14 protein-coding genes are annotated in these 12,421 nt (G+C 59.9%); 7 read left to right on the top strand and 7 right to left on the bottom strand.

All coding sequences use genetic code 11. The features are described 5' to 3' along the window. Positions 1-11 precede the first annotated feature (11 nt). Entirely contained in the window at positions 12-797 is a 786-nt protein-coding gene (locus V474_RS24315; RefSeq protein ID WP_059153728.1) for a TetR/AcrR family transcriptional regulator, read from the top strand. A gap of 770 nt (positions 798-1,567) precedes the next feature. Here V474_RS24315 and V474_RS24310 read toward each other — a convergent pair. The 3 genes from V474_RS24310 to mobQ all read right to left on the bottom strand — a co-directional run bounded on the left by V474_RS24310 (position 1,568) and on the right by mobQ (position 4,031). After that, entirely contained in the window at positions 1,568-2,380 is an 813-nt protein-coding gene (locus V474_RS24310; RefSeq protein ID WP_059153725.1) for an IS5 family transposase, read from the bottom strand. A gap of 242 nt (positions 2,381-2,622) precedes the next feature. Next, positions 2,623-2,817, bottom strand: coding sequence for a hypothetical protein (locus V474_RS24305; protein ID WP_059153724.1), 195 nt, complete (start codon positions 2,815-2,817; stop codon positions 2,623-2,625). 2 nt (positions 2,818-2,819) lie between these two features. Then, positions 2,820-4,031, bottom strand: a complete 1,212-nt coding sequence (gene mobQ / locus V474_RS24300; protein WP_059153723.1) for a MobQ family relaxase — start codon at positions 4,029-4,031, stop codon at positions 2,820-2,822. A 168-nt stretch (positions 4,032-4,199) separates the two neighbouring features. Between mobQ and V474_RS24295 the strand changes: the two genes are divergently transcribed. After that, a complete protein-coding gene (locus V474_RS24295; protein ID WP_021243413.1) occupies positions 4,200-4,475 on the top strand; it encodes a hypothetical protein in 276 nt (91 codons plus the stop codon). Further along, positions 4,468-4,911, top strand: coding sequence for a hypothetical protein (locus V474_RS24290; protein WP_059153722.1), 444 nt, complete (start codon positions 4,468-4,470; stop codon positions 4,909-4,911). The genes V474_RS24295 and V474_RS24290 overlap by 8 nt, the downstream gene beginning before the upstream one ends. A 1-nt stretch (position 4,912) precedes the next feature. Here the strand turns inward: V474_RS24290 and V474_RS24285 are convergent, their stop codons facing one another. Both V474_RS24285 and V474_RS24280 read right to left on the bottom strand, forming a co-directional pair. Then, positions 4,913-5,278: a helix-turn-helix domain-containing protein gene (locus V474_RS24285; protein ID WP_021226794.1), complete on the bottom strand. Its 366-nt coding sequence runs from the start codon at positions 5,276-5,278 to the stop codon at positions 4,913-4,915. Between the two features lie 11 nt (positions 5,279-5,289). Further along, positions 5,290-5,592, bottom strand: coding sequence for a type II toxin-antitoxin system HigB family toxin (locus V474_RS24280; RefSeq protein ID WP_021243411.1), 303 nt, complete (start codon positions 5,590-5,592; stop codon positions 5,290-5,292). 670 nt (positions 5,593-6,262) lie between these two features. Between V474_RS24280 and V474_RS25365 the strand changes: the two genes are divergently transcribed. The 4 genes from V474_RS25365 (at position 6,263) to V474_RS24270 (ending at position 8,586) form a co-directional block, all read left to right on the top strand. After that, positions 6,263-6,922, top strand: a complete 660-nt coding sequence (locus tag V474_RS25365) for a helix-turn-helix domain-containing protein (RefSeq protein ID WP_082700020.1) — start codon at positions 6,263-6,265, stop codon at positions 6,920-6,922. Positions 6,923-6,957: 35 nt separating this feature from the next. Next, on the top strand, positions 6,958-7,356 hold the full coding sequence (locus V474_RS25360) for a hypothetical protein (RefSeq protein WP_082700019.1): 399 nt from the start codon (positions 6,958-6,960) through the stop codon (positions 7,354-7,356). Positions 7,357-7,359: 3 nt separating this feature from the next. Further along, a complete protein-coding gene (locus tag V474_RS24275; protein ID WP_059153721.1) occupies positions 7,360-7,638 on the top strand; it encodes a hypothetical protein in 279 nt (92 codons plus the stop codon). Positions 7,639-7,842: 204 nt separating this feature from the next. Beyond that, positions 7,843-8,586 carry an imm11 family protein gene (locus V474_RS24270; protein WP_148649544.1) on the top strand — a complete coding sequence of 248 codons (744 nt, stop codon included), beginning with the start codon at positions 7,843-7,845 and terminating at the stop codon, positions 8,584-8,586. Between the two features lie 1,230 nt (positions 8,587-9,816). On the opposite strand, the gene V474_RS24265 is transcribed toward V474_RS24270, so the two are convergent. Beyond that, entirely contained in the window at positions 9,817-11,367 is a 1,551-nt protein-coding gene (locus V474_RS24265) for a DHA2 family efflux MFS transporter permease subunit (protein ID WP_059153719.1), read from the bottom strand. Between the two features lie 18 nt (positions 11,368-11,385). After that, the coding region (locus V474_RS24260) for an HlyD family secretion protein (RefSeq protein ID WP_059153718.1) at positions 11,386-12,421 on the bottom strand (1,036 nt) is incomplete at its 5' end.

Below are 12,421 nucleotides of genomic sequence, written 5' to 3'. Positions count from 1 at the left end.
GAGTAGCCATAATGGCGGTGGCCATTGCCGTGGTGAGGCAACCGCGTTTCGGATCATTCATGCTCCAGAAGCCTTTTAACCAGACCGTTCAGTATCGTTATAAGTCCGGGCTTGTTTTGTCAAACCAAAACTGTACGATCGGGTTCGGAATAGGAGCAGAGGTGAGAGTAAGGACGGACGAGCGGCGCAACGCCATCATCGAAGCGGCCAAAACGGTATTTCGAGAAGATGGCTATGAGCGCGCCAGCATGACGGCGATCGCGGCTCGCGTCGGCGGGTCAAAAGCCACGCTCTATGGCTACTTCAAATCCAAAGAGCAGCTATTCGTCGCGGCCATGCTCGAGGCGGTGCAGGAGCAGGGACAGGTAGTCATAGATCTGCTGGATCCGTCCGAGCCGAGAATCGAGCTGGTGCTCCAGCGCTTTGGCGAGGCATATCTCGAATTCATGATGACCCCGGGCGCACTCACCGTCATGCGAGCAGCTGTCGCGGAAGGCACGCATGTTGCCTCGGGGGCCCGGCTCTATGAGAATGGGCCGAAACGCGGGTGGGAAGGGATGAAGTCGTACTTCGCGCGCCTGCGTGAACAAGGTGCCATCCGTGCAGTCGACCCAGGCATTGCCGCCGGCCACTTCAAGGGGATGCTGGAAGCAGGTATCATCGAACCTCTGCTTTTTGGCGCCAAGCCCGAGCTTGATCCAAAGCGAGCCGCGGCCGCTGCAGTTGACGCTTTCCTTTGCGCTTATGGCGAGCAGGAAGACGGCAGAGCGGCCGCGGGAGGAGGAAGCCGCAGATGAGGGCGACGTCGTTGGAGCTTGAGCCTGATGGCCATTCTGCTCATGCCTCTGGGACAGGGGTGAGCACTCCTCAACAATATGGACTCGGTCGGCATGCTGCTGATGCCGGTGATAACCGACTCATGGAGGCTATCCCCGAAGTTCAGCCTGACCTTGCGTTCCAAGTATCGCATGGCGGACATCCTACGTCAGCTACTCGCATTGACGTGCCCGTTAGCTGCCGGGCAGGAATGTCCCCATGTCCGGCCACTCTACCTCCGTGATGGATCGCGCGCGGACTATCGCTCTAAGCCGAATGACGGCTCCTGTCCGATCCGGCCCTTCGCTACGATCATCGTGAACGACTTGGTTTGGTCGACACCTGCCGGGTCTACCAGGGGGAATCGCAGAATTTGGTCGTAAGCGTACGCTAGGCAATGTTACGTGAGTGAACGGCAGCTTGGCGTCTGACCTCCGCTTATATGCCCGACATCGGGGATGATAGCGTACCAGCCTAGATCGTGATAAATCTAGGATATGACGCAGTACTCATTAGCTGATCTTCATGAATCTGATCGACATATTGCTGATGGAGAAAGGCGTATATCCAAGCAAAAAGCATTGATCATAAGGCTACAATTAATAGGGATTTCTACCACAGATGCGGAGGATCTTCTTAGATTGCTAGCAGAGCTGCTTGTTATTCTTCATCAGCATCGAGCCTCGATCGTAACAGCGATTAGCGAGGCTAAATAGTTTTGACAACGATAGCTTAGAGTCCGTCTCGAATCTCATGCGTAACGAGCTAGCCGTCGGATTATCATCATGGCGGAGGCCGCGTACAGGAACGCGGTGGCGGATCGGATGGACTGCTCGAAGTCCTTGGCGAGGCGTCTGTTGCGATTGAGCCAGGCAAAGGTTCGCTCGACGACCCACCGGCGCGGATGGACGACGAAGCCGGTTTGATCGGCGAACTTGCGCACGATCTCGATTCCGATCGACGTCGCCATTGCGACACGCGCGCTGGAATAGGCGCTGTCGGCATAAACGAGGTTTACGAACGGGTGCCGACCGCGGGACATCTTGAGCAGGGGCACGGCGCCGTCGCGATCCTGCAGGTCGGCCGGATGAACCAGCAGTTCGAGCGTCCGGCCGTCGGTATCGACCATGGCATGGCGCTTTCGCCCATTGATCTTCTTGCCGGCGTCGTAGCCGCGCAGACCACCAGCCTCGGTGGTCTTTACGCTCTGGCTGTCGATCACAGCCGCAGAGGGCATCGGCTCGCGCCCGGCACGGATACGATCCATCTGAACGAGGTGGTGGTTCAAGCCCTCGAACCCGTCACTGTCACGTAGCTCGCCGAACCAGCGATAGACGGTGCGCCACGGCGGGAAGCTGTCGGGCAGAAAGCGCCATGGGCAGCCTGTCCTCAACACGTAGAAGATCGCGTCGAGTACCTCGCGCCAGTGCCAGCGGCGACGTCGCCCGCGATCGCAGGGCCTGGGCAGAAGCGGTGCGACGATCGCCCACTCCGCATCGGTCAGATCGCTTCCATAGCGCAGCCCTGCGCGGCTATGCAGCGCACGGGCGGTCGGGTTCCACATGATGTCTTCCAGGGTCTGGTCTCGCAACCGCCCGGAATCACATCCAAACCCGATCGTCCACCGTTACACTACCGTTCTGACACAGCCTCTTAGGGGTACGGAAGCCGGAGGGGCGAGTTTCAGCAAAGTCGCGGTCAGCAGACTCCGACAAAGTGTCACATATACGCTCTCGTTTGGAGCGCCGCGCGAAAGCGTGGAATTCGGCGTCATAGCCGCTCCGAAACCCGTCACTTATTCTAGGTTCACCAAAGGCCCCCGCTTACCGTACGCTTGCGACCAGATTCTGCGATGACCCCTACCATGTCGTAAAACACATGAATCCGCGCATGGCTGACCGGCACACTCACGACCACGCCGCCGCCGCGATCTGGCTGCACGAAAAACCCTGCCGGATTGGGAATATGCACGAAAACCCCGATTTCAGGGTTTTCCGTCATCCTCATCGGCTCATGCCACGATCACGTTGCAGGACCAGCTCGCGCTCATGGAGCAACTGGCCCACCGCGCGCGCCATCTGGGGTTCGCGCTGGATCCGCTCGATGTAGAGATCCTTGGTGTGCTGGTTCGCTCCGTTATAGGCATCCACCGCCTTGCGGAGCGCCTCCGGGGTCGCCTTCCAGTCGCTATTATGGTCGCCATAGCCATGGCCGCCCGCCTCGCGCTTCCCGGCAATGGTCCTGAACTTCTCCGCCACTTTCTCACGGTCCTGCACCTGCTGGCGTTCCTGTGCCTGCTCACGGGTGCGCTCGGCGACAAGCCGCTCCTGACGCTGCGCCTCGGCTGCATCGCGCCGATCGCGATCGACCGCGCCGCTCAAGGTGGCCGCGAACGCATGCAGCCTGCCCGATATCCGCTGCCCTGCATCGCGCAGCCACTCGGTCCCCCGCTCTATATACTGGCGCAGGCCCCGCTGCTCGATGACGCCGGCGTTGTGCTGGCCCACCATCGTTACTGGCTCATAGGCCCGCCCCTCCCGCATGGCCTGATGCTCGGCACGGCGTTCCATCGCCGTCGCGCTCGGCCCCATATGCACGGTCGCCTCCTGCTCGATTCCGCGCCGCTGGTGGCTGCGATGGTCCACCCGCTCCGGGACGTTCGCCCGTTCCAGCGCCGCATTCTGCATCTCGGCCCACCGGCCACGCCAGCGCTCGACCTCCCCGCTCGTCTTCTGGTCCAGTTCGCGGGTCTTCGCGCCCAGCCCTTCCGGGCCGATCCGCCGCGTCGTCGTCAGCAGATGGGCGTGATGGTTGCGATGGTCGCCCTCGCGACCTGGTGCGTGGATCGCCACGTCCACCGCCACCCCATGCCGCTCGCTGATCTCCCGTGCGAGGCCCAGCGCAAGCTCGCGCCGCGCCTCGGCCGACAACTCGGCGGGCAGCGCGATTTCATATTCGCGGGCGACGGTCGAGTTCTTGCGCGTCTCTGCCTGTTCGGCGGCGTTCCAGAGCAGGGCCCGGTCACTGGCCCACGCCGGGGCGTCGGCGGGCACGACAAGGGCGTTATGTTCGACGCCCTGCTTGCGGGTGTAATCATGGACGAGGCCGGTGCGCTCATCCGTGATTTCGACACCCGCACGATAGGCTGCCGCTGCCGTCGCGCTGCGACCGGCGGAACGGCCTATCGTCTTTACCGCAAGATGGAAGCTCGCCATCGCCGCGCCCTTACCTTGCCATGCGGGAGCATGGCGCGGGCGACAGCCCGCTGGGGTTCAGGGGTATCCCCTGACGTACGCAAACGCAAGTTTGCATAAGTGCGCCCTTCCTCTCTTTCGCTCGGTCGGGTCCGGTGCTATCAGTATCGCACAGCGAAAGGATTGACCATGGCTGCTCCAACGCCAGAGGCTATCGAAACCGCCCGTCGCAAGGTCCAGCAGGCCAAGGCCCGGTTGCAGGCATTGGAAGCCCGCGCCGTTACCCTGAACCGCAAGGCCGATGCCCGCCGCAAGATCATACTCGGCGGTCTGCTCCTCGATGCCGCCATGAAAGACCCCGCATGGGAATCCCACCTCAATGACCTGATGAGCCGGATCAGCCGCGATCAGGACCGGAAGGCATTCGAGGGCTGGACCTTCAAGGGTGGCCCCGCCGATGCCTGATCCCTTCGACCCTGCCGAGTTTGATGCTCCCCCTCCCTCCGATCCCGGCGCAGACTATCGCACCCTGCTCGACGCCATGCGCAAGGCCGGGGCCGAAGGGGTCGCCCAGCAGGTCGCCGCACTGGCCCAGAAGATCGAACAGGACGCCCGCCAACGCGCCGAATGGACCGCACAGGCAGGCGCGGGGGTCAGTGCCCTCCACCGGGCCGCTGGGGAGCTTCAGCGGGTCAGCGCAGGGGTCTGGTGGGATCGCCTGAAGGAATGGATCACCGCCGCCCTCATCGGGCTGGGACTGATCTTCGCCGCGGCCCTCGCCTATCGCTGGGCGCAGGAACCCAAGATCGAGCGCCAGCTATACGGATGCACCGCCAAATGGGACGCCAAAGCCCAGACGTGCAAAGGAAAATGGGTGCCCCTCTACGAGCAGCAGCCCTGATTTAGCGCGATAATTGATATTCGCGGACAAGGATCGATGCAGGGACATGCCATGCCCGTTCGATTTTGCGGATCATGTGGAGGGTCAGCCCCCGCTTGCGGGCCAGAACCTCGGTCGCGCGCGATTGCCCGATCAGGGACGCCAGATCGGCGCGGGTGCGCCCTTCCGCCTCCATGGCCGCTTCAATCGCTTCCACCGGGTCCAGCTTGTCGACCGGCCACCGCTTCCGCTCATATTCATCGACCAGGGTTGCCAGCACATCGAGACGATCCTCGTCCGCGCTGCCCGCTTCCGCGCTCCAGAGCGCGCGGATTTCATCGACCGCCGCCCGATGGTCGTCATCATTCCTGATAGGTCTGATATCCATTTGCCTGTCCTTCAAAACTGATCGACGGTCGCGGCGTCGATGCGGTCATATTCAGCATGTGTCCCAATAAACTTTATGAAAGCGATCCCTCGCCGAAAATGGAACGCAACAATCATTCTATGATCTCCGCCCGCCACTTCAAATCTAACCCGTTCCGCCGCCACCGTTTTTGCTTTTGAAAAATCGGCCATGACTTCGATTGTCGAAGACCAGTCCGCATTTTCTGCAACCTCTAGCCAATGTGTCAGTGACGCACGGGTCAGAGGATGCGTCGTGAAATAGGCTACGATGTTTTTGCGGGCGATGATCCTCATCAGCAGGCTATGCCATTTCCCAACATGGGAAACAACCCTTAATTCCCATATTGGGAAGCTGTAGAAACTGGCATCAGTCCGGTTTCCCTTTTGGTGCCCGTTAGGGCACGCCAAGCCCTTGGATCGCACAGACCTTCCCCCAACCGCTCCCCTACGCTCTACGAGCGGGAAATCGCCTCCTGTACCCCCTGATAGCCAATTGGGACCTTGCAGCATTGCGCAACGTGGAAGGGGTGCGGATTCCTACCCGCCTATGCCTAGCGTGTGCCGCGACTAGCGGCACTCATCATTCCCGCCGCAGGCGGTCTGATTAGCGAGTTATCCACCCCTCGCCGTCGCCAGCTTTTGGATAGCGCTATGGCGAGGCATGGATAACTCGCAACCCCCTTTCAGGGGGTAATCATAAGATCATAGAAGGCAGAGAGAAAAAGACATTGCTAATCAGCATCTTATGAGGGGGGGGTAGCTCACCAGCTATGAGCTACCCCTAGCTCACCAGCTATGAGCTAGGTTCGGATAAAATCCGAAAGTTTTTGACTGGAATTAGATCATGGTTCGCGGCATAGACATTTTCGATTTTGTTCAATCGCTTTCAAAATTCATTCATGGGTGAGCTACCCCTAGCTCACGACTGACAAATTTTATCTGCCTGTGGGACTAGGGAGTGCCAATGTCGCAAAAGTCAAAGCAACTAGGTTTGACTACCCCGCCGGGCGGTACATGGGTGCAGACTGATCGCGCTGCTCATGAGAGATGGGCGCAACTGGCTATCGCCAATCCCCGTGCTTCATCGGTGCTTCATGTGCTGGTAGCTCAAATGGGACGGCATAATGCCATTGTGGCCAGCCAAACGACATTGGCAAAGGCAGCGCATTGCTCACTCCCGACCCTCAAGCGGGCTTTGTCCATACTCCGCGAACAGGGGTGGATCGAAGTCCGCCAGATCGGTCCAACCGGGACAGCCTGCGCCTACGTCATCAATGATCGGGTGGCATGGACCGGCAAGCGTGATGGCATCCGCTACAGCCTATTTTCGGCGGCTGTGTTGATCGCAGACGATGAACAACCGGATCGTGAAGAGCTAGGCGCGCAACCGGCGCTCCATCGCCTGCCTAACCTGTTTCCGGGGGAGCGCCAGTTGCCAAGCGGTCCCGGCCTTCCTCCCCCGTCTGAACCATCACTACCGGGAATGGAACCAGACTTGCCTGCCACCCAACAGCCGGAACCTGACCCAGCGATGCAGGAGGAACTCTCCCAGCTAGTTACTGGCCTAGGTAACAAGCTCCGTGCATCCGATACATCGCCCGATGACGATGCAACCGATATATAGATACCATACAGGCAAACTTAACAGCGAGTGACACTATGGGTATCACCCTAAGAGAAGCGTCGGAAAAGGTCGGTGTCACCCGCCAAACGCTCATGAAAGCAATCAAGACAGGACGCATTTCCGGCCAAAAGTCAGATAATGGCGAGTGGCGTATTGAGCCTGTCGAACTGTTCCGCGTATGGCCCCCTGTAAATGAGGTGCAGCAACCTTTACAGCCCGATATAACAGGTAGTGACACCCCCGGTTTACAGGCTGAAAACAGGCTGTTGCGTGAGCAGGTTGCGGAACTGCGTGAAGAACGGAACGCTTGGCGAGAACAGGCGCAACGGCTTGCCCTGACCGATCAGCGCGCTGCCCCTCAACCTACTCCACAGCGCGGTTTCTGGTCGCGCCTGTTCAGCCGCCAGGGCGACAGCCCTAGCGGCGAGGAATAAACCATGGATTCTCCAACCGGCCCTTTATGGTCCCAAAAGCAGGCCATTGCCTATGAGGTCGCGCTGGAGGCCATCAACGATGTGATCGCGGGATATAGTGAACAGATCGCGCTAGAGCAGGCCCATCTCGCGCCGAACACAGCCCGGATTACTTGGCTGGAAATGCGAACCGATCAGGCCGTTTCAGTCCACCACTCGCTCAACGTGTGCGATGACGGCAACGTGCAGCAGGTAATTTCAGAATTTAGTGCCATCGTCCGCGCAAGGGAAGAAGGACGCTGATCCTAATGGAACCCGTCGCAAAACGCCTGATTGTCGGACATAGATTTCGAGATGGGTTTTCAAACAACGGCTGCGTGAGGTGCGGTTTTCCGGGCAAGCGAGCCGCATCATCTCGTAAAACAGCGTTTTTGAGACGATTAACCGGAAAGCTGCACTCTCGCGCTATGCATCGGACATGCGGGAGGCAGCGTAATGGTTTGGGGAATGAGCATACCTTCGAGTTTTGGCGATTATTGGCCGGAGGGCGACTTTGAAAGTCTCGACCCGCGTGGCAAAGGCGGTTGGCGTGATCGGCTCAACCGCTATTATCAGAGTCAATCGCCAGAAGTTCAGAGTGCCTTATACGACTATACCCAAGGTGGCGATATAGCCAGTTACCCCACCTATGTTACATCCAAATTTACTCAGGAACTTGGCGTAAGGCCAACCCAATTTCCCGAATTGGCCCCGCTCAACTCGATCAAAGATCATGAGCCACCGCAATGCTATATCACCGCCAAAAGCTATAAGTCGCTTGCTTCGCTCATTTCGTTAAACGGCCTTCTGGCGGTCGATGAAAGAATGAAGGCAATAATTGAGCGGCTCGAGCCGGGTATTCACCAGTTGTTCCCGATCGAAATAAGGATGCCGCGCGGCAAACTATATCCCAAGCAATATCATCTTCTGGTCGTAGGGCAGGATATTGACGCTTTCTCGCCGGAGAAAAGCGAAGAAGGGTCTTATCGATCTTATGGTCCAGAATATTCTGGCTATTATACGCTGATAGACTCGAAAAAGGAAATATCGGGCCTCGCGTTCTCAAAGACTGCATTTGGCCGCGCACATTTGTGGCGTGAGCGTGCACTGAATGGCAAGCTTACCTGTTTATCGGACCAGCTTGAAGCGGAAGCCGTCAAAGCTGGTCTTCGCCTTCCCAAACATTATCGCATGATGGAGGTCTCACCATGATCGAGATTCAAGGTCTGGACTCCATTCCCAAGGAAATTAACGGCGGAGCCATTTGGCATGACACTTTCATAACGGGCTTTGCTCGAAGGCGTTCGCTCAAGCCGCCACAGCGGCTGACTTTACCGGGATGGGGTCGGTACATAGAACGGACCCAGATATACGCTAAGCGCCGTCACCCCCGGGCACGTGTCCAAAACCACCCGTTTGTCGTACAGTAGGTGCCGACAATTGGGTTTCCCGTCATTCCGCCTGCGGAATGCCTTATGATGGGACATACCCGTCGTTCCCATCAACAGGCGGAAGTGGCTGCTCACGCCCGATGGGGCTGTTACCGGCTTGATTAAACATCAGCGCTGAACCCGGAAAGCTGCAGAATTCCGACGGGACAGCTCTTATTGACCGAAACGGCTCAAGCCGCCGGTCCGGTCAGCCGATGCTTCGGTCGCAGGCGAAATCGTAGGCGCGGCTAGCTTGGCAAAAGCCCGGCTGACCCAGTCGCTGCACGAACCACTGCTTACTCTCGCCTCCTGGGCGCGCGGCAAAGCCTCATCGAAGCGTCGCGCGAAAGTTTTGATCGGCGCTCATTGTGCGATTGAGCACTGCTGCGAAGTGCAAAGCAGAAGCGCAGAATGCCCGTTCATCCCGAGACGGCATCTCGTCAATAAATGTCGGAGGGGAGTCGGGAGGCGACATCTCGAATGTTCCTCGCAACTGTGATGTGCTCTCTTAATGAGCCAGAAGGTGCCGTGCCGCAGCTACAAGCTCGGGCGGAAGTCCTTGGCACCTGATCGTAGTTCGGGGGCAAGAGCGCCCTCTCACGTGGTCCATCGCTAGCGCGCGCAGGGCTTCGAGTTTTGGATCGGCCAGCGGTGGTACGCCTCGATGCCCGAACACTAACCGTAAGAGCGCCCGCAGCACGCCTCTGGGCTCAGGATGCCTGATTGATCGCCTTTGCAGCCCATCGGACAGGCCCACCAGCAGAGCCTTCTGCTCGATCAACGTGAGGACGGGCAGCCCGGTAGTGTCGGGAGCTGACCCGTCGACCGCATGCTCTTCGTGACCGAGCTGAGAATGCCCGTCCACGGACGCCGATGAAGGCGTGCAGATACGCCGAGGGAGAACATCGGTTTCCAGGCGGACGGGGACAGCCACGACGCCCACTTGGCCAGCTAGCCCGCCGAACCGCTGGCGATGGACGGGGGAAGGCAGCACCCTTTGAGTGTGCATGACCTAATGGGCTCCACTGGTGTCGATCGGCCCCTTCGGCTTGGGCGCCACCCAGATCAGTGTAGCGGCAACGGCAAAGCAGATCGTGATCGCGGCAAACATATTGAGCGTCCCCAGCATCACGCTTTGACCCTCGACAATGCCGGTGAGGGCCGCAGTCGCGGACTGGTGAGACATGCCGCCGCTCATCATGGCATCGACCGTGGCCTGCCCCTGAGACATGGCGCCGGCCAACTCCGTCTGGTTCTCCCGCCCGGCATTCGCCCAGCCGGTCTGGACGATCGAAGTTGCGAATGCGCCGCCTAAGGTCCGCATGAAGTTGGACAGACCCGCGGCGTTCGCCTGCTCGTCTGGATCGACGCTCGCCATGGCAAGGCCTGTCACGGGCACGAAGAACATGACCATGAAGGGACCCATGAGAAGGGTCGGCCAGGCCATCTGCAGGAAGGTGACGTCCGAGTTGAAGCTCATCCGCCAGGCCACGGTTGCTCCAAGGCCAATGATGCCTAGCGAGACAATAAGTCTTGGGTCGACCTTCTCCGTGAGCTTTCCCACGCTGGGTGCGGACACCACAGCAAATATGCCCATGATACCCGTCGCGTAGCCCGCCCATGTCGCGGTGTAGCCCATGTTTTGCTGCAGCCAGAGCGGCAGCAGAACGAGGGTGGCGAAGAAGGCTCCGAAGGCGACGGAATAGGTGACCGAGGCAGCGACAAAGCCGCGATGGCGGAAAATTCGCAGATCGACGATCGGATTCTTGTCGGTCAGCTCCCAAATCAGAAAGGCAACAAACCCAACCGCGGCGATAGCCGCCAGCCATCGGATCTCAGCGGCAGCGAACCAGTCATGGTTGCGGCCCTCGTCGAGCATGATCTGGAGCGCTCCGACCCACAGGATCAGGAGAGCGAGGCCGATCTTGTCAATCATGGCGGGCGCGGTAGGATCAGGCTGGCCGCGCAGGAAATAGAGCACGGCAAGGCCGCCCGCCGCGGCCACCGGCACCTTGATGAAGAAGATCCACTCCCAGCCTATTCCGTCACAAATGATCCCGCCCAGGATAGGGCCGGCGACAGGCCCGACGAGCGTCGTCATCGCCCAGATCACCGTGGCCAGTGTCGCCTTCTCTGGCGGGAAGATGCGCAGCAGCAGCATCTGCGAGAGTGGCATGATCGGGCCCCCGCACAGACCGAGCAGGACGCGGCCGGCGATCAGCATGCCAAGTGACCCTGCAAGACCGCACAGCAAAGACAGTACGGCGAAGGCCAGATAGCAGGTGATGAACACGCGCTGCGCGCCAAAACGCTTTGCGAGCCAGCCTGTGAGAGGGACGGTGATCGCCTCCGCCACCGCATAGGAGGTGATGACCCAAGTTCCCTGCGACGAGGACACGCCAAGCGCACCCGCGATCGTCGGAATCGAAACATTGGCGATGGTCGTGTCAAGCACAACCAGGAAGTTCCCGAGCCCGATCATGATCGCGGCGAGGATGAGTGGCGTTCCGGTAAGCGGTCCTGCAGCCAGGGTTGGCGCGCGAGCAAAGAGGACGGTGGCCATCGGTGCGGCTCCTGGCGATCAGTGCGAAATGTCGATGTCGGCTGTCATCGACAGACCCACGCGCAACGGATGCTCACGAAGCTGTTTGGCATCCAGTTTGATGCGAACTGGAAGACGCTGCACGACCTTGATCCAGTTCCCGGTTGCGTTCTGGGCGGGCACCACTGCGAAGGCGGCGCCGGTGCCGCCCGAGAAGCCGACTACGCGACCACGATACTCGATCTCGCCGCCATAAAGGTCCGACGTCAGCGTGACCGACTGCCCGGGGCGAACCTTGGCAAGCTGCACTTCCTTGAAGTTGGCGTCGACGTAAGCGCCCTGAATAGGGACGACGACCATCAAGGCCTGGCCGGGCTGTACGCGCTGCCCAATCTGGACCTGCCGCCTGGAGATGACGCCATCGATCGGCGCACGCAGCACGGTACGTTCGAGATCAACACGCGCCTGATCGCGAGCGGCTCTGGCGGCCAGAACCTCAGGGTTTGTATCGTTCGTCGAATTGTCGATCAGTGCCTTGTTGGCGTCGCGGCTGCCGATGGCAGCGGTGCGGTTGGCGCGTGCCTGCGCCTGCGCGGCTTCGGCTGCCCTCACCTTCGCAAGCGCGGTGTGATGGGCATTGCGCGCCACCGTCAACTCATCGCCTGACACCGAGCCGGAGGCGGCCAACGCCTCGCGCCGTTGAAGATCGATGCGTGCCTTGTCGAGATCGCCACGGGCAGCTGCGAGTTGAGCCTCAACGCTGGCCTGTTCGGCGACACGGGCGGCAATCTGCGCGCCCAGACCGCTGTCGGTCGCGACCAGTCCGCGCACCTTGCGAATGGTTGTCGCCAACTCCGCTTCGGCGCGGGCTAGAGTGATTTTCGCATCGGTGTTGTCGAGCCGGACAAGGATGTCCCCCCGCCGCACAGATTGCGTGTCGTCGACAAGAACATCAAGCACAGGCCCGCCCACCAGCGGCGTGACCTGGGCGACATTAGCCCCGACATAGGCATTGTCGGTTTCGACGTGCTGCGAGGCGACGAGCACATCATAGGCGTAATACCCGCCGCCGAGC

It is taken from the genome of Novosphingobium barchaimii LL02, from assembly GCF_001046635.1.
In the GTDB taxonomy this organism is placed as follows: Bacteria; Pseudomonadota; Alphaproteobacteria; order Sphingomonadales; family Sphingomonadaceae; genus Novosphingobium; species Novosphingobium barchaimii.
The sequence above is the reverse complement of the archived record's forward strand: the minus strand, read 5'-3'. Positions and strand labels throughout refer to the sequence as shown.